At 53.4% G+C, this 15,983-nt stretch carries 17 protein-coding genes and 2 pseudogenes; 10 read left to right on the plus strand and 9 right to left on the minus strand.

The genetic code is table 11. The features are described 5' to 3' along the window. The first annotated feature begins 3 nt into the window (after window positions 1-3). Window positions 4-60 (plus strand): IS1 family transposase, encoded by a 57-nt coding sequence (locus tag QMN93_RS26270; protein ID WP_003032489.1) that lies wholly within the window; start codon window positions 4-6, stop codon window positions 58-60. Window positions 61-75: 15 nt separating this feature from the next. On the opposite strand, the pseudogene QMN93_RS13135 reads toward QMN93_RS26270, so the two are convergent. Beyond that, window positions 76-804, minus strand: a pseudogene (locus QMN93_RS13135) (CSS-motif domain-containing protein); the annotation flags it as partial. 205 nt (window positions 805-1,009) lie between these two features. Here QMN93_RS13135 and QMN93_RS13140 point away from each other — a divergent pair. The 3 genes and pseudogenes from QMN93_RS13140 (at window position 1,010) to QMN93_RS13150 (ending at window position 4,692) form a co-directional block, all read left to right on the plus strand. Continuing rightward, a pseudogene (locus QMN93_RS13140) lies at window positions 1,010-2,560 on the plus strand (EAL domain-containing protein). Window positions 2,561-2,685: 125 nt separating this feature from the next. Beyond that, window positions 2,686-4,158 (plus strand): sensor domain-containing diguanylate cyclase, encoded by a 1,473-nt coding sequence (locus QMN93_RS13145; protein WP_193139970.1) that lies wholly within the window; start codon window positions 2,686-2,688, stop codon window positions 4,156-4,158. Window positions 4,159-4,443: 285 nt separating this feature from the next. Next, a complete protein-coding gene (locus QMN93_RS13150; RefSeq protein WP_006174788.1) occupies window positions 4,444-4,692 on the plus strand; it encodes a GlsB/YeaQ/YmgE family stress response membrane protein in 249 nt (82 codons plus the stop codon). A gap of 130 nt (window positions 4,693-4,822) precedes the next feature. Here QMN93_RS13150 and QMN93_RS13155 read toward each other — a convergent pair whose 3' ends face one another. Then, on the minus strand, window positions 4,823-4,921 hold the full coding sequence (locus QMN93_RS13155; RefSeq protein WP_193139050.1) for a YoaK family small membrane protein: 99 nt from the start codon (window positions 4,919-4,921) through the stop codon (window positions 4,823-4,825). A gap of 45 nt (window positions 4,922-4,966) precedes the next feature. Beyond that, entirely contained in the window at window positions 4,967-5,995 is a 1,029-nt protein-coding gene (locus QMN93_RS13160; RefSeq protein ID WP_064672933.1) for a sensor domain-containing diguanylate cyclase, read from the minus strand. Between the two features lie 310 nt (window positions 5,996-6,305). Between QMN93_RS13160 and QMN93_RS13165 the strand changes: the two genes are divergently transcribed. Both QMN93_RS13165 and QMN93_RS13170 read left to right on the plus strand, forming a co-directional pair. After that, window positions 6,306-6,560, plus strand: coding sequence for a DUF333 domain-containing protein (locus tag QMN93_RS13165; protein ID WP_023311246.1), 255 nt, complete (start codon window positions 6,306-6,308; stop codon window positions 6,558-6,560). A gap of 80 nt (window positions 6,561-6,640) precedes the next feature. Beyond that, window positions 6,641-6,946, plus strand: a complete 306-nt coding sequence (locus QMN93_RS13170) for a periplasmic protein (RefSeq protein ID WP_039262013.1) — start codon at window positions 6,641-6,643, stop codon at window positions 6,944-6,946. On the opposite strand, the gene QMN93_RS13175 is transcribed toward QMN93_RS13170, so the two are convergent. After that, window positions 6,947-7,291 carry a DUF488 domain-containing protein gene (locus QMN93_RS13175; protein WP_193139052.1) on the minus strand — a complete coding sequence of 115 codons (345 nt, stop codon included), beginning with the start codon at window positions 7,289-7,291 and terminating at the stop codon, window positions 6,947-6,949. A 101-nt stretch (window positions 7,292-7,392) separates the two neighbouring features. Between QMN93_RS13175 and QMN93_RS13180 the strand changes: the two genes are divergently transcribed. Beyond that, window positions 7,393-8,100: a CTP synthase gene (locus tag QMN93_RS13180; RefSeq protein WP_048975694.1), complete on the plus strand. Its 708-nt coding sequence runs from the start codon at window positions 7,393-7,395 to the stop codon at window positions 8,098-8,100. Window positions 8,101-8,132: 32 nt separating this feature from the next. Here QMN93_RS13180 and QMN93_RS13185 read toward each other — a convergent pair whose 3' ends face one another. Next, window positions 8,133-9,320 carry a CynX/NimT family MFS transporter gene (locus tag QMN93_RS13185; protein ID WP_193139054.1) on the minus strand — a complete coding sequence of 396 codons (1,188 nt, stop codon included), beginning with the start codon at window positions 9,318-9,320 and terminating at the stop codon, window positions 8,133-8,135. Between the two features lie 99 nt (window positions 9,321-9,419). Here QMN93_RS13185 and QMN93_RS13190 point away from each other — a divergent pair, with 99 nt between their 5' ends. Next, the gene (locus QMN93_RS13190; protein ID WP_047061599.1) at window positions 9,420-10,211 is read left to right on the plus strand and encodes a helix-turn-helix transcriptional regulator; all 792 of its coding nucleotides are present in this window, start codon (window positions 9,420-9,422) and stop codon (window positions 10,209-10,211) included. Here QMN93_RS13190 and QMN93_RS13195 read toward each other — a convergent pair. Continuing rightward, window positions 10,195-10,641, minus strand: a complete 447-nt coding sequence (locus tag QMN93_RS13195) for a DUF441 domain-containing protein (protein ID WP_024908579.1) — start codon at window positions 10,639-10,641, stop codon at window positions 10,195-10,197. The two genes, QMN93_RS13190 and QMN93_RS13195, sit on opposite strands and share 17 nt — an antisense overlap. Before the next feature lie 145 nt (window positions 10,642-10,786). Here QMN93_RS13195 and yoaI point away from each other — a divergent pair, with 145 nt between their 5' ends. Continuing rightward, a complete protein-coding gene (yoaI, locus tag QMN93_RS13200) occupies window positions 10,787-10,891 on the plus strand; it encodes a small membrane protein YoaI (protein WP_010430055.1) in 105 nt (34 codons plus the stop codon). Between the two features lie 21 nt (window positions 10,892-10,912). On the opposite strand, the gene QMN93_RS13205 is transcribed toward yoaI, so the two are convergent. The 3 genes from QMN93_RS13205 to yeaG form a co-directional block, all read right to left on the minus strand. Then, on the minus strand, window positions 10,913-11,413 hold the full coding sequence (locus QMN93_RS13205) for a YbaK/prolyl-tRNA synthetase associated domain-containing protein (protein ID WP_064672303.1): 501 nt from the start codon (window positions 11,411-11,413) through the stop codon (window positions 10,913-10,915). A gap of 98 nt (window positions 11,414-11,511) precedes the next feature. Continuing rightward, entirely contained in the window at window positions 11,512-12,795 is a 1,284-nt protein-coding gene (locus QMN93_RS13210) for a YeaH/YhbH family protein (RefSeq protein WP_032651499.1), read from the minus strand. A gap of 75 nt (window positions 12,796-12,870) precedes the next feature. After that, entirely contained in the window at window positions 12,871-14,805 is a 1,935-nt protein-coding gene (yeaG, locus tag QMN93_RS13215; protein WP_008500713.1) for a protein kinase YeaG, read from the minus strand. Between the two features lie 431 nt (window positions 14,806-15,236). On the opposite strand from yeaG, the gene QMN93_RS13220 reads away from it, so the two are divergent. Next, a complete protein-coding gene (locus tag QMN93_RS13220) occupies window positions 15,237-15,983 on the plus strand; it encodes a MipA/OmpV family protein (protein ID WP_032657936.1) in 747 nt (248 codons plus the stop codon).

The raw sequence follows: 15,983 nt of genomic DNA on the forward strand, positions 1-15,983 counted from the left end.
TCGGTGGAGCTGCATGACAAAGTCATCGGGCATTATCTGAACATAAAACACTATCAGTAAGTTGGAGTCATTACCGATACGGAAGATAAATAACGTTATCGCAATCCAGATAAAACAGAGAATGACCGCGAGAAGCGCAAAGATAAACGGAGGCAACGAGGCGAGCCCGGCGTCGTGATGCTTCACGATGACGCACAGGTCCCAGAAGGCGCTGCACTGTGTCAGGGTCAGGGTAAACAACGTCGAATGCAGCCAGCTCTGCTGATTTAGCTCCGTGGCGGCCGAAAAAAAGACTCTGCCGAAGTCTTTGGTGGTAGCACTGAGCGAATAGCTTGCGGTAACCGGGGTGAATTTATCGTAAGCATAGCGGGAGGTGAAGATAATAATATTATTATAAATTGCCGCATTGCCCGTGAAAAAGTCTTTTCTCGAAAACTGGGCCAGGAGAAAGCCCCTCGGCGTTTTATGCAGTTCTGCAGGAAGTGCAACGGGCGTCGCGAGTTTCCCCCAAAAAGCGGTACAGACTATTTTTCCCTTCTCAATAAAGCCGATATCGGCAAAATAAAGATTATTAAGCTTAATTTGTCTGTAGCGATCGAGGCTGGTTTTATCGCATCCCTGCGTCGTGATGCTTTTGAGACCCAGCGCCACGCTTTGGGACACGTCTTCTGAATAATGTAAAAGGGTACGGGATATTTCACGCTGTTTGCTCTTCTGCTGACCAATGATTACAGCATTGACCGCATAAAGAGACAGGAAGACCAGAAGCGTTGAAACAATAGCAACGTCAATGAGCTTTTTCATTTTCCAGTTATCCAGTCCGCTCCCTGATTTCACAAATCTTAACACAGCCAGGGCAAGGAACAAGCCTGATAGTCACGTCATGTGAGTAAATGCCGGCAGGTGAACTCATACGAAAGTATCAGTTTTTTAAGACAATTCTCAGCTAAGCTATTTTCATTGTTATAAGCAATACCGGGTTAGCACAGGCTCTTCTACCAGAACATCCATGCTTGTTTTTTCTATTAAGGAAAACATCGTGCGCAACGTGATGATCCCTATTCTTAGCGCTCTGTTTCTTTTTCTGAGCGGCATTTTGATTATTAACTGGCAGCTATGACAGATGGCGAAGCTGAGTAATAGTCATACCGCCACGGCGAGCACCCAAAAAATAGAAAACATTCTGGCTGAAGCCGTCAGTGCGGCCAGCACGGCAAAGGGCGTTGCGGCTCAAGGGTGTACCAGTAGCGGACAGCTGGCGCTGGGGACAGAGGCAGCGCTAAAACCGCATCTGCGCGCCATCATGATCGAGCTGCAGGGTAAAATCATCTGTACTTCCCTTCCCGGGAATGGCGTGTTGATTATTCATCCTGAGACGTTACCTGCCGAAAAATTGATGCTGTTACCCGGCAATCGACTGGTGAACGGCATTCCGGTGCTTGTCTTCCAGATGCCCATCGCGGGAGGGCGCGTCATCGTCAGCATCAGTGACGCGCATTTGCAGGACGTCATTGCAAGCGCATCGAACAGCGTGGATCTGAGGCTGGTTGTCGGCGAAAGCATGCTTGTTCGCAACGGCGATGTGAGGGGCTGGAAAGCGGCCTCCTGGACGGGGTCGCTTACGGCATCAACGCAATTTCCCTTTAGCCTGGCGTGGCAACCTCCTGCCTTTTTCAGCCTGACGCGGCTTTTGCAGCAGGGATGGAGCCTGATACTGCTTATTCTCGCGCTATCGGTGGCGGTGGGCATTTTGATCCGCCGATACAAGGGGAAAAGCACCTCATTTGAAGACGACTTGCGTAAGGCCATTTTGCAGGGGGAGATCGAGCCTTATTACCAGCCGATCGTGAACGGCGATACCGGCGGGCTGTACGGCGTTGAGGTCCTGGCAAGATGGAAGCATCCAAAGTCAGGCTTTATCCCGCCGGATGTCTTTATTCCGATTGCCGAACGTAGCGGGTTGATTATTCCGCTGACCAAAGGATTGATGGCGAAAGTAGTGACCCAGCTTAAGCCGCTTTTGCCTAAGCTACCGGACGGGTTTCATATCGGGGTGAACATCAGCGCCAGGCATATTAATGCGCCTTCATTCATCGGTGACTGTCGCGTCTTCGGGAAGGGGTTTCAGGGTAAAGAGGTCAAACTGGTTCTCGAGGTGACCGAGCGTGAACCGCTGGTTGATAATCCTCACCTCGTGGAGAACCTTAACATGCTGCATAACGCCGGCTTTGTTATTGCCCTGGATGATTTTGGTACGGGTTATTCCGGGCTGTCATGCCTTAATGCGCTTGCCATTGATTATATTAAAATTGATAAAAGCTTTGTGAAACGGGTTTCAGAGGAAAAGGACTCAACCATCTTGCTGGACTGCGTCATTGACCTGGCGAAAAAACTCTCATTGCGCATTGTCGCTGAAGGCGTAGAAACAAAAGAGCAACTGGAGTATCTCAACCGTAATGAGATAACCCTGTTACAGGGATATTATTTTGGTAAGCCCGTCTCCTATATCGATTTTATTAAGGTTATTTTATCTAAACCCAGGGAGACCGTTAGTTTGTAAAACGAAATAAAGACGAGCTTCTGTTGTATGCTTAAGTGCAATTCATTTTCCTCTTATCCCGAGCTTTGTTACAGTGACAAGAGTTGTCAGCCAGGGATGTCAGGCGTGATAAGGTGGAAAAGCTCGTGCATGTGAAAAATACTTTTTACACAACAACCATTACCGTCATCATTGTCTCATTGATCATCTCGCTGTCGCTTGCCGTCCAAATTGCTACGTCCAGACAGCAGTCAATACAGCAAATTAATACCGGCGTTGCTAACCTGAGCCATACCCTTGATGTCTATACCGAGGGGATCATGCGCCAAAGCGAAATGTTAATTACTACCGTTTCCGACATAATCGAAATTTATGGCATGACGCCGCAACAGGCGACCAATATTCAGCGGATGATAAATAATCAGGATAATCTTCTTACCCAGATTAATAATGTGGTTGTTTACGACGCTCAGGGCGATATCTTTACCGCGCTGCACGAAACTTTTACAGGCCCACGCAAAGGATCGGACAGGTCATTTTTTATCTATCACAAGGAAAATAAAAATCAGCAGATTTTTATTGGTGAGCCCGTGGTAAGCAGAACCAATGGCAAATGGGTCATTACCATTAGTCGTCGCCTTGAAACCCACACCGGGGCATTTAACGGTGTCGTGGTGGTGACGCTGGGTATTGAGAATTTTCTCGCGCTTTACGGGCAGATTAATATTGGTCACCTGGGCGTCATTGGCTTAACGACGCAATCCGGCGTGCTGCTGGTCCGTCACCCCTTTAAAAATACCTACGTCGGCACGATTTTTTCTGATTCACCCCTCTTCAGGAAATACCTTAAGGTACAAAATACCGGGATAGCCAGTTCCGTTTCGCGGTTTGATAAAATCGAACGCATTTACGCCTATGAGAAAAACCGACGCTACGGGCTGGTGACCACCGTGGCCGTCAGCATTGATGAAGCCCTCGCACCGTGGCGCAAGCAGGCTATTCAGCTGGCGCTGCTCATTTTCGTTTTCACTGCGATACTTATCGTCGCGTCATACTTCCTGTATTCCGACTTATCCAGAAAAACCAGAGATAATAAGGCGCTGAAGATTATCGCTTCCGAGGATGCGTTGACCGGGCTGTACAACCGTCGCATTTTTGATGAAAGAATCCTCTCGGAAATCGCGACTTGTGCCGCGCATGACGCAGCAATTTCGATACTGATTGTGGACGTGGACTACTTCAAAAAATACAACGATAACTACGGCCATCCGGAAGGGGACCGGTGTCTGACGCTGCTGGGAAACAGTCTCCGGGAGAGCCTTACCCGTGATAATCAGATTGTGGCGCGCTATGGCGGAGAGGAGTTTGCGCTGATATTGCCTGATACGGATATCCAGGAGGCGCTTCGACTGGCGCAGACGATTATTCGCAACGTGTTCTCCCTTCAAATCGCGCATGATTTTAGCCCCTTCGGGCGGGTGACGGTAAGCGTCGGGATTTCCACCGCGCGTGCGGTCGACATCGCGGGCAGCCAGCAGAATATCATTATTGCCGCTGACCAGGCGCTCTATCAGGCAAAGCGCGCAGGACGTAACCGGTACGCGTTTGTTGGGGTATGAACAGAAAAAAAAGCCCACTCAGGAGTGGGCAAGAAATACTGGAAGCAATGTGAGCAATGTCGTACTGAATACCTGAGTGTTACGCTCAACTATTCAGTGTTGAGAAAGATAATCTTTCTCAACAAAAGATGCAACCCCACAGTTTATGCGGCTGAACCCTTTTGTTGATGAATAATTGCGCACTCTCTCATTGTGATGCTTATCACAAATTTCCTTTCTGAAATCCTGTGCTATTCTTTTTTGTGTCGTTGATTTAATGACAAAAACCATACAGAGAGGAAAGTTATGGGAATTTTATCCTGGATTATCTTTGGGCTTATTGCGGGTATTCTGGCGAAGTGGATCATGCCGGGCAAAGATGGCGGTGGGTTTATCGTCACCGTAATACTGGGTATTATCGGCGCGGTAGTCGGCGGCTGGATCAGTACGCTGTTCGGTTTTGGCAAAGTCGATGGCTTTAACTTCGGCAGCTTTGCCGTCGCGGTCATCGGTGCGCTGGTTGTTCTGTTTATCTACAGAAAAATCAAAAGCTAAGGCTTACAAGCGTGAAAAAAGGCTGCCAGATGGCGGCCTTTTTACGTAGTGGCGTTTACCACCAGCCAAGCTGCGTGCCGGCAAACGCCGCGATGGCAACGATCAGCATAACGAGGGTCGTTTTTCTCATTTATGCCCCAGGCGCCGCGTAACCACCGACAAAAAACCATGCTAAAAAAATCACCGCCGTTATAAAAATAACGACCGGGAAGAGGATCCCTAGTCTCATATCATCACCTGTTTCGGTTTTTGTAACGCCGTAGAGTGTACGGGGTTAATCCATAGCGAGAAAGCGTGTTTTGCTTTTTCCTTTCTTATCCTGATACATCGCGACATCCGCATCGCGTAATGCGCTGTCCGGATCGGTTACCCGAGGGTCCACTTCGATAACGCCGACGCTGGCTCCGGGGTAAATGAGGTTGACGTTACCCAGCCAGTATTCCCCGGCAATACAGGCGCTCAGGCGCGTTCTGAGCAGCGTGACCTGCGCGTTATCTCCTTCGCTGTGGGATGTGCTCAACGACGCCACCAGAAACTCATCGCCGCCCAGCCTGCCAATGATATCGTCCTGCTGTTTTTCTTCCGTCAGACGCTTGCCCACTTCAATCAGGAACTGGTCGCCAGCCTCGTGGCCGTAGCGATCGTTAATCAGCTTGAAATCATCGAGATCGATGAACGCGATGACGGTGTTACGTTTAAGGTGACGCGCCAGGGAAAACAGCGTGGTCAGATCTTCAAAAATGGCGCGACGGTTGGGTAAACCGGTAAGGGCATCCGTGTAAGAGTGCGCGATGAGGGCCGCGTTGGCTTCGCGAAGCTGGGTTACCAGCGACTCTTTCTGAATGGACTGGGCAATCAGACCGGCGAATAACTTCAGGACCTGTTCACCGCGCTCGCTAAGCGGCTTTCTGGCCGTGCTGGTGGCACAAAGCGTTCCGTAGAGTGAACCATCCGCAAGATGGACAGGAATACTCATGTAGGTCGTAATGCCGAGCGCTTTCGCCGCCTCGCACTCCGGCCAGCGTTCGGGAACGTCGTTGCTGAATACGGTGTCGCTATCCAGCGCGCGCTTGCACAGTGTTTCATCCCATGGGACGCTCAGCCCCTCAGGAATTGTCATCTGCTTGCTGTTGCGGGCGTAGAGGATATGCTGCAGTCGGGCTTCGATATCTACCTTGGTGAGGTAAGTCGACTCCATGTCAGTCACAATCTCCAGCATCTCCAGCAGCTGGCGAACGAGACCTTCAAGGGATTGTTCAGTGGCGAGGGTTTCTGAAACACGGGCAAGGATAATATCCGACATGACGTAGAGTGACTCCCAGGCAGAAGACGTCTGCATCTGCATGTTATGCTGAATTTTTAGACTTCAGGCATAGTAAAACATGAATATAAAAAATTTAATATATGCAGGGAGAGGGCAGCAGCAGAGAAAAAAAGGCCCCGTTGTTGAGACCGGGGCAAAGACATCTTGATTACGGAATGATGTTCTCTGGTCATATCGAGAACATGCCACACTATAGTGTTGAAAAGTGCAGTTAAAATGGAGAAATCATGGAGAAAGGGGCGATGACCCGTTAACCTTAGATTGTCATGATGTCACAAGGATCAATGAGATGAGATTTCTGCTTCTGGCGCTGGCGCTTCCCCTGGCTGCCTGCACCGCGAAAACAACCCCACCCGATGCGCCGAAACCACCGCACGCTATCGGTATGGCGAACCCGGCCTCCGTGTACTGCCTGGAGAAAGGCGGGGAACAGATCCCGGTTCAAAGCCCGCAGGGCGTACGCACGGAGTGCAAACTACCGGGGGGCGAAGTGATTGATGAATGGACGCTCTACCGTCGCGATCGTCCGCAACCCACCAGGTGACAGACCTATATTGCCTGCGATACACTTCTCTTTAGGATTATTCTTAGCCAGTCCCTGGCTACCGTTACCGTGAGAGAAGTATGTTTCAGCTTAAACCGGGCAGCATGGCGATGATCATCGGTGCCCGCACGGCGTCAGGCCGTCGCAATATTGGTAAATCTGTTGAGCTGTTTGGCCTGTGTCAGCCCGGCCTGCGTTTCGTTAACCCGGTCAACGGCGTGATGACGCAATTACCCGCTACCGCCGATCGCGCCCTTTGGCTGGTGACTGGCGATGTTTACGCCTTTGACAATCAGCACGGCTTTGCCTTTGTCCGCGCCGAACATCTGATGCCGCTCACTCCCGATGAAGCGCCGCAAATCCTCGATGAGCTGGCGATCGGCTGATCAGAGATGGCGCAGCCAGTCGGCTAATACCAGGGCGTGATTTTGCTTCGTGTCTTTGGCAGCGTAGAGCAGGGTGACGGTCTGCCTGTTCGCCAGCGTCGCCAGACGCATTCCCTCGTCAGCATGCTGCGCCAGCTCTTCCCGATAGGCTTTGCTGAAGGCGGCGAAATCAACGGTTTCGCTATGAAAGGCCTTGCGTAATTCATTCGAGGGCGTGAGCACTTTGCACCATTCATCATACGCGAGGTCCGTTTTCTTGACCCCGCGCGGCCACAGCTTGTCCACCAGTACCCGATAGCCGTCGTCCGGACCAGCCTGCTCGTATACGCGTTTGCATTGAATCATAATTCCACCCTCCCAATTTAAGGTATTGTGATAATTGCAGAAGATCGGTAGTCTGAGGTTCCTTATGTTATCTGATAATACTCTGGCATAAGGAACCTTTCATGGAACACCTCCCGGTTAAAACGACGCTGCGCATTGCGCTGGTTGGCGATTACAATCCCAGTGTTATTGCGCATCAGGCGATCCCGCTGGCGATTGACGACGCCGCCGCAGTCCTTGACCTCACCGCCGATTACGACTGGCTTGCCACCACTGAGCTGACAAGCCCTGAAGATCTGGTGGGCTACGATGCCATCTGGCTGGTGCCTGCCAGCCCCTATAAAAACACTGAGGCCGCCTTTATCGCCGCGCGCTACGCGCGTGAAAACGGCGTACCGTTCCTGGGCACCTGCGGCGGATTCCAGCACGCGCTGATTGAGTATGCCCGCAATGTGTTGGGCTGGGCCGATGCGGCACATGCCGAGACGGATACCGAAGGCACCATGGTGATTGCGCCGCTGACCTGCTCGCTGGTGGAAAAAACCGATGCCATTGAGCTGCGCAAAAATACGCTGATCGCGAAAGCCTACGGCAAGCCGGAAATAGAAGAGGGTTATCACTGTAACTATGGCGTGTCGCCGGCGTTTTCCCAGGCGCTGGAAAGCGGTGATATGCATGTTACGGGCTGGGACGAACAGGGGGAAATTCGCGCCGCAGAGCTGGTTACGCACCCGTTCTTCGTGATCACCTTATTCCAGCATGAGCGTGCCGCGCTGGAAGGCCGTCCGGTCGTGCTGGTGCAGGCGATGCTGCGCGCGGCTCGCGGGTAGGAAAAGGCAGACCCGATGGTCTGCCAGAGTCTTTAACGGGGCGCGATCTCGCGGTCTCGCCCGGCAAGCACGCCGCAGAGCGCCATTATCACGGCGGCCAGAGCGCAGCCCAGAAGCGGGATTTGCCAGTCTCCCGCGCTATCGTGAATTTTCCCCATCAGCGGAGGGCCGCAGGCGGCGAGCAGATAACCAATCGACTGCGCCATGCCGGACAGCGCCGCAGCCTGGTGCGCGGAGCTGGCGCGCAGACCGATGAACGTCAGGCCGAGGATCATCGTTGCTCCGGAGCCAAAGCCAAACACCAGCGTCCACATCACCGCCATGTCAGGCATAAACCATAGCCCCGCCGCGCTTACCGCGCACATCAGCGCCACCGCGCCGGCGATCCCCCGCTGGTCTTTCAGACGGTGGAGGATCAGCGGAACGGCAAGCCCCGGCACGGCCGTGGCCAGCTGCAACAGCCCGTGCACCGAGCCGGCCTGCGCTTCGCTGTAGCCGTGGCTGAGCAATATCGCCGGCAGCCAGCCGATGATGACGTAGTAAATCAGCGAGTTAATCCCCAAAAAGAGCGTCACCTGCCAGGCGAGGGCCGAACGCCAGATGGCGCGATTATGCAGCGCGCCAGCACCCGTTACCGTCGCAACGTGTTTCTGACGCCACTGCGGCAGCCAGAGCAGCAGCGCGACCAGCGGAAACGCCATCAGCATCAGCAGCGCGCCATGCCAGCCTGCGCTACCCTGCGCCAGGGGAACAATCATCGCTGAGCCAAGCGCCGCCGAGACGCCCATCGTCAGGGAATAGGCCCCGGTGAGTCGGGCTACCTGACCCGGGAAGTCACGCTTAATTAATCCGGGTAACAGCACGTTCCCGAGCGCAATTCCGCAGCCGATGACCGCGGTTCCGATGAAAAGCAGCGCGGCGGAAGGCAGCGAGCGAAGTGCAATTCCGGCGCAAATCAGCAGCAGGGCGCCAAACAGGCTGCGCTCCATGCCAATACGTCGGGCAACGCCTGCGGCGAGCGGCGAGACAAGGGCGAAAGCCAGCAGGGGCAGGGTAGTCAGCAGACCGGTTTGCGCCGTGCTTAAGCCATAATCAAGACGAATAGTGTCGAGCAGCGGAGCTGCGCCGGTAAAGGTGACGCGAAGCGTAGTGGCAATCATCAGGATGCCTGCAATCAACAGCGCGCCGTGTTTTCCTGAGGTGCGAATAGCAGTAGTCATTATGTTCTCATACGTTCAAGCGAGCGCACACAATACCGATTTTCCCGACGGTTGAAATCAGGCTAAAATGACAGTTTATCGCTAAAATCGGACAAATTGATGATTGGTCTGGGACTGGACGGCTATGATCCCGATAGCCAGCACGATGCGGCCGTCGCATTTCGCATCCGCGTGGTGGCGGAGGAACAGTATATTCCCCGGCATCATCACCGTAAGGGGCAGCTGATTCTGGCCCTCGGCGGCGCGATCACCTGCGAAGTGGAAAATGCCATGCTGATGGTTCCGCCCCAGTACGCCGTCTGGATCCCCGGCCAGATGCCGCACAGCAACAGGGCCACCCCGGGCGCGCAGCTCTGCTTTTTGTTCATTGAACCGGGGGCGGCAAGCTTGCCCGACCGCTGCTGCACCCTGAAAATTTCCCCTCTGGTGCGGGAGCTGATTTTATCCCTGGCGGAAAAATCGCGTGAACAACTCTCTCTTGCGGCCACGTCGCGCCTGGTAGACGTTCTGTTTGACGAGTTGCCGCTCCAGCGTCAGGAGCATCTGCAGCTGCCCGTCTCGCCCCATCCTAAAATTCGGCTGATGAGCGAGAAAATGGCGGAAGAGCCCGCCGCCTGGCAGACGCTGACGCAGTGGGCGAGCCACTTTGCCATGAGCGAACGCAACCTGGCGCGGCTGGTAGTGAAAGAGACCGGTTTAAGCTTTCGCCGCTGGCGTCACCAGCTGCAGCTGATCGTGGCGTTACAGCATTTGATCGGTGGGAAATCGGTACAGCAGGTGGCACAGACACTCGGCTACGACTCTACCACCGCGTTTATCACCATGTTCAGAAAGGGACTGGGCCAGACGCCGGCGCGTTATATGGCCAGCCTGACTACGACTTCCCGATAAACAGAGAGACAAGGCCAGCCGCAATCAGCGGCCCCACAGGAACGCCGCGAAAGAGCGCCACGCCCAGCACGGTGCCCACCAGTAGACCCGCCACCAGCGAGGGCTGGCTGCTCATCAGCGTAACGCCGCGCCCGCCCAGCCACGAAACAAAAATCCCCACCGCGATCGCCACCAGCGATTTCCAGTTTACAAACGAGTGCAGCAGGGTTGAGGCGGGAAGCGTGCCGCTGGCGATGGGCGCCATTACCCCGATGGTTAAAATGATGATCCCGATGGTAAGGCCTTGTTTTTCTATCCACGGGAAGAAGGTATTTAACGGGGTCACGCGAACAATAATCAGCACCAGAATCGAGATGGCGACGGTGGTGTTATGGCTGACAAAGCCGAGCGCGGCGAGTGCCAGAAGAATGAGCAGAGTAGGGTCAAACATAGGGAATCCTTGCCAAAATAATCAACTTGCTTACTGTACGCGCAAACGCGGCGGAGGACAGTTTTAAAAAGATTATATTGCTGTCATAACCTTGTCATTTACGCGGATTAAAACGGAGGCAGATATCGCAAAAGGGGTCGCCATCATGAACGATCACATGTTTGTTGAAACGCTGATTATCTCCTCATCGTTTTTCGCTATTGCCGTTATTCTCGTCGCCTCCGTGCTGTTTCTGGAAAGAAAAGGCTGACAGGGTCGCCAGCCATCGCGGTTACGCTTTGTGGAAGGTCACCAGCTCAGGACGGGCGATGCGCAGGTAATCCTGGGTATCCATAATCACGGATTTCTCCAGCAGGCCGGCGTTAAAGGCGATTTCGTCAAAGCGCTCGAACAGCAGCGGGTCGGCAACCAGCGCCAAATCAGGATGGAAGCTAAAGGGCGGGATCGCGCCGAAAACGCAGGCGGTCAGGATATCGACCTCGGCCGGGCTGGCGAGGGAGGCCTTTAGCCCGCCAAAATGGCTGGCAAGCTGGCTCAGGTCAGCCTGCAGATCGGCGGCCAGAATCGCCAGAACGTGTTTTTTTACGCCGTTTCCCTTCACCTTGCAGACCAGGGCCTTTGCGCCTTGCCGCAGATCGGTCCCGCGAATTTCACTTACCGCTTCACATTTCCCGACCGCCTCGTGCTCCATGACGCGAAAACGCGCGCCCTGCTCGGTGAGTAAGGTAATCAGCTGCTGGTGGGTTCCTGCCCCAATAACGTCGTCAGTCATAACGATTTCCCGGTGATAATCCATTTTGCAGGGTTCTACATTAGCACGGGATGAACGGGGCCGAAAGAAAACAGCCAGCGGGTTCGCTGGCTGTTGGATTATGCGTTGCTGGTAGCAGATTGTTTATGGAACAGCTCCCTGAACACCGGATAGATATCATCCTGGTCACGGATATGCTGCATGGCAAAATTATCGAACATTGCTTGCAGATGTTCATACTCCCGCCACAGGGTCTGGTGCGCGCGACGGGTAATTTCGATATAGCTGTAGTAACGCACCACCGGCAGAATTTTCTTCGCCAGAATCTCGTGACACAGCGGTGAGTCATCGGCCCAGTTGTCGCCATCGGACGCCTGCGCGGCATAAATGTTCCACTGCGCCGGGTCGTAACGCTCTTTCACCACTTCATCCATCAGCTTCAGGGCGCTTGATACGATGGTCCCGCCGGTCTCCTGCGAGTAGAAAAACTCATGTTCATCTACTTCTTTCGCCTGAGTATGGTGACGAATATAAACCACCTCCACGTTCTTATAGGTTCTGCTCAGGAACAGGTAGAGCAGAATATAAAAACGCTTCGCCATATCCTTCGTGGCCTGGTCCATCGAGCCGGAAACGTCCATCAGACAGAACATCACCGCCTGGCTGGAGGGCTCAGGGCGTTTTTCGTAATTCTTGTAGCGCAGGTCGAAGGTGTCGATAAACGGTACCCGTTCGATCTTCGCTCTTAGTTCCGCAATCTCTTTACGCAGACGCTCCTCTTCCAGCAGTTGCGCCGGTTCCGTGTTTTCCACGACCTTCAGGCTGCTCTCCAGCTCGCGCAGTTCGCGCCGTTTGCCCGCCGTCATGGCCGTTCGTCGCGCCAGCGAATTCTGTAACGAACGCACGACGCTGATATTGGCGGGCACGCCGTTGGCGGTATAGCCCGCGCGATGGGTTTTGTATTCATTAAGCTGACGATGCTGATTCTTTTTCAGATTCGGCAGCGCCAGGTCTTCAAACAGCAGGTCGAGATATTCGTCTTTCGAAATCTGGAAGACAAATTCGTCCTGACCTTCACCGTCCTGGCTGGCCTGTCCCTGACCGCTTCCTGAACCACCGCCGCCGCCCTGAGGACGCTCAATTCTGTCGTTCTGAACGAAGTGGTCATTACCTGGGTGTACGCGATGGCGCAGGCCGCCTCGCCCCTGATGAAACATCGGTTCGCTGATGTCATCGGTGGGGATGGAAACAGACTCGCCGCTGTCGACGTCGGTCACCGAGCGTTTGTTGATGGCCTCGGAGATAGACTGTTTAATTTGCGCTTTATAACGACGCAAGAAGCGCTGGCGGTTCACCGTGCTCTTGTTTTTGCCGTTAAGACGCCGGTCAATAAACCAGGTCATATACCCCCCGTACTGCATTTGCCAACTTGCATTTTGTAGGCCCGGTCAGCGCTAACCGCCACCGGGCACTTGTTTTTAAGACGATTTACGCACGCGCAGATACCATTCGCAGAGCAGACGGACCTGCTTGCGGGTGTAGCCTTTTTCCATCATACGGTCGACAAAGTCGTCGTGCTTTTTCTGCTCATCGGTTGAGGTTTTGGCGTTAAACGAGATCACCGGCAGCAGCTCTTCGGTATTGGAGAACATTTTCTTCTCGATGACCGTGCGCAGTTTCTCGTAGCTGGTCCAGTTCGGATTGCGCCCGTTGTTATGCGCTCTGGCGCGCAGGACAAAGTTCACAATCTCGTTACGGAAGTCTTTCGGGTTACTGATCCCGGCAGGCTTCTCGATTTTTTCCAGCTCCGCGTTCAGGGATTCACGGTCAAACAGCTGGCCGGTATCCGGGTCGCGGTACTCCTGATCCTGGATCCAGAAGTCAGCATAGGTGACATAACGGTCGAAAATGTTCTGCCCGTATTCTGAATAGGATTCCAGGTAGGCCGTCTGGATCTCTTTGCCAATGAACTCGGCGTATTTCGGGATCAGGTAACCTTTGAGGAACTCAAGGTAGCGTTCAGCCTGCTCCTGCGGGAACTGCTCGCGTTCGATTTGCTGCTCCAGCACGTAGAACAGATGAACCGGGTTGGCCGCCACTTCCGCATGGTCGAAGTTAAAGACGCGGGAGAGGATCTTAAACGCGAAACGCGTGGACAGACCGTTCATCCCCTCATCAACCCCGGCATAGTCGCGGTATTCCTGATACGACTTCGCTTTCGGGTCGGTATCTTTCAGGCTTTCACCGTCATAGACGCGCATTTTTGAATAGATGCTGGAGTTTTCCGGCTCTTTCAGACGCGAAAGGATGGAGAAGCGCGACAGCGTTTCCAGCGTGCCGGGCGCGCAGGGAGCGTGCACCAGCTCGCTGTGGTTAAGCAGTTTCTCGTAAATTTTGATCTCTTCGGAGATCCGCAGGCAATAAGGCACCTTGACGATGTACACGCGGTCAAGGAAGGCCTCATTGTTTTTGTTATTACGGAAGGTCACCCATTCAGATTCGTTCGAGTGGGCCAGGATAATCCCGTTAAACGGCAGGGCGGAGATACCTTCCGTTCCGTTGTAGTTGCCTTCCTGGGTAGCCGTCAGCAGAGGATGCAGCACTTTAATCGGTGCTTTAAACATCTCGACGAATTCCATAATCCCCTGGTTAGCACGGCACAGCGCGCCTGAGTAACCGTAGGCATCCGGATCGTTTTGCGCGAAGTTTTCCAGCTTACGGATATCGACTTTACCTACCAGAGCCGAGATATCCTGGTTGTTCTCATCACCCGGTTCTGTTTTGGCGATGGCGATCTGCTCAAGGATAGACGGCCAGACCTTCACCACGCGGAATTTGGTGATGTCGCCACCAAACTCGTGCAGGCGTTTTGCCGCCCACGGCGACATGATGGTGCCAAGGTAGCGACGCGGGATGCCATACTCTTTATCCAGAATCTGCGCGTCTTCCTGCGGATTGAACAGGCACAGCGGATGGTCGTTCACCGGGCTGCGTTCACCGTTGGCGCTCAGCACATAAATAGGAACGCGCTGCATCAGTGACTTCAGGCGTTCAGCCAGCGAGGATTTACCGCCCCCCACCGGGCCGAGTAAATAGAGGATCTGTTTCTTCTCTTCCAGACCCTGAGCGGCATGCTTCAGATAGGAGACAATCTGTTCGATGGCATCTTCCATACCATAGAACTCTTCAAACGCCGGGTATCTGGCGACCACCCGATTCGAAAAGAGACGGGAAAGCCGAGGCTCCAGGGCAGTGTCAACCATGTTTGGCTCACCAATGGCCATCAATAGCCGTTCTGCCGCATTGGCATAGGCACTGCGATCTTGCCGACAGATGGTAAGAAACTCCTGCAGTGTGAACTCTTCGTCCTTGGCAGCTTCATAGCGCTGGCGATAGTGATCGAATATATTCATGGCATGCCGTCCTTTCGTTTTTTAGCACAGGATAAGAGCCGTTCGTATGAGTAGTGGAGGCTCCCGGAAGAGAATCTCTCGCACCTCACTGCCAGAGCAGCAACCTGTGTGCCAGGTCAGACGCTAAGAACCGCAGGGTGTTCAGGAAAACTCTTCTTAAATTAAAGCGTAGATGGCATTTGCAAAACTTGCATGCCCAGAAAATCTACTTTCAATGACATATCAATAACTCATCCAAAAATTTCCACTGTCGTTATAAGACAAATGCACGTTTTTCATTCAGTGGTCATATAAATGAAAGCGTGTTGTCATCTGAAAAGTTAAAAATAACGGGTTAATCAGACTGATTAGCAGGCAAAAAATTTTGGGATGTACGGGAATGGCGGTTACACTTCATCCGCTGATTATTTGACTACAGGAAAGAATGGATTGTGACCAAACTCAAACTTCTGGCATTAGGCATCCTTGCCGCGACCGCAGTGAATACCGCGCAGGCGGAAAGTCAGTGGACGGTTGGCGCGGGTGTTGGCGTCATTAACAGCCCGTATAAACAGTATGACCGTGATGTTTATCCTGTTCCCGTTATCACCTATGAAGGCGACAACGTCTGGTTCCGCGGGCTCGGCGGCGGCTACTATCTCTGGAACGATAAGGCCGATAAGCTTTCCATCATGGCCTACTACGATCCAACGCACTTCAAGCCGGGTGACAGCGACAGCCATGCGCTTCGCCAGCTCGACAAGCGTAAAAGCACCATGATGGCCGGGCTCTCGTATGTACATAACACCGAGTATGGCTTCCTGCGTACGGCCCTGGCGGGTGACACGCTGGATAACAGCAACGGCTTTATCTGGGATCTGGCGTGGTTGTACCGCTACACCAACGGTGGGCTCACCCTGACGCCGGGTATCGGTGTGCAGTACAACAGCGAGAACTACAACGACTACTACTACGGCGTCTCTAAAAACGAGTCCCGCCGCAGTGGTCTGAAAAGCTACAGTGCAGATGACGGCTGGGATCCTTACCTGGAGCTGACCGCGAGCTACAACTTCCTTGGCGACTGGAGCGTGTACGGTACCGGCCGCTATGAGCGTCTGAGCGATGAAGTGAAGGATAGCCCGATGGTCGATAAGTCCTGGGCAGGCATCTTCTCTGTGGGTGTGAGCTACAAGTTCTGA

It is taken from the genome of Enterobacter sp. R-1.6.2 (genome assembly GCF_035064085.1).
GTDB classification, from domain to species: Bacteria; Pseudomonadota; Gammaproteobacteria; order Enterobacterales; family Enterobacteriaceae; genus Enterobacter; species Enterobacter asburiae_B.

Coding starts and splice junctions, on each gene's coding strand:
- QMN93_RS13175 (WP_193139052.1), bottom strand. CDS start 7,291: ATGATTCAATGCAAACGCGTATACGAGCAGGCTGGTCCGGACGACGGC.
- yeaG (WP_008500713.1), bottom strand. CDS start 14,805: ATGAATATATTCGATCACTATCGCCAGCGCTATGAAGCTGCCAAGGAC.
- yoaI (WP_010430055.1), top strand. CDS start 10,787: ATGAACGATCACATGTTTGTTGAAACGCTGATTATCTCCTCATCGTTT.
- QMN93_RS13170 (WP_039262013.1), top strand. CDS start 6,641: ATGTTTCAGCTTAAACCGGGCAGCATGGCGATGATCATCGGTGCCCGC.
- QMN93_RS13185 (WP_193139054.1), bottom strand. CDS start 9,320: ATGACTACTGCTATTCGCACCTCAGGAAAACACGGCGCGCTGTTGATT.
- QMN93_RS13190 (WP_047061599.1), top strand. CDS start 9,420: ATGATTGGTCTGGGACTGGACGGCTATGATCCCGATAGCCAGCACGAT.
- QMN93_RS13210 (WP_032651499.1), bottom strand. CDS start 12,795: ATGACCTGGTTTATTGACCGGCGTCTTAACGGCAAAAACAAGAGCACG.
- QMN93_RS13150 (WP_006174788.1), top strand. CDS start 4,444: ATGGGAATTTTATCCTGGATTATCTTTGGGCTTATTGCGGGTATTCTG.
- QMN93_RS13155 (WP_193139050.1), bottom strand. CDS start 4,921: ATGAGACTAGGGATCCTCTTCCCGGTCGTTATTTTTATAACGGCGGTG.
- QMN93_RS13160 (WP_064672933.1), bottom strand. CDS start 5,995: ATGTCGGATATTATCCTTGCCCGTGTTTCAGAAACCCTCGCCACTGAA.
- QMN93_RS13205 (WP_064672303.1), bottom strand. CDS start 11,413: ATGACTGACGACGTTATTGGGGCAGGAACCCACCAGCAGCTGATTACC.
- QMN93_RS13195 (WP_024908579.1), bottom strand. CDS start 10,641: ATGTTTGACCCTACTCTGCTCATTCTTCTGGCACTCGCCGCGCTCGGC.
- QMN93_RS13165 (WP_023311246.1), top strand. CDS start 6,306: ATGAGATTTCTGCTTCTGGCGCTGGCGCTTCCCCTGGCTGCCTGCACC.
- QMN93_RS13180 (WP_048975694.1), top strand. CDS start 7,393: ATGGAACACCTCCCGGTTAAAACGACGCTGCGCATTGCGCTGGTTGGC.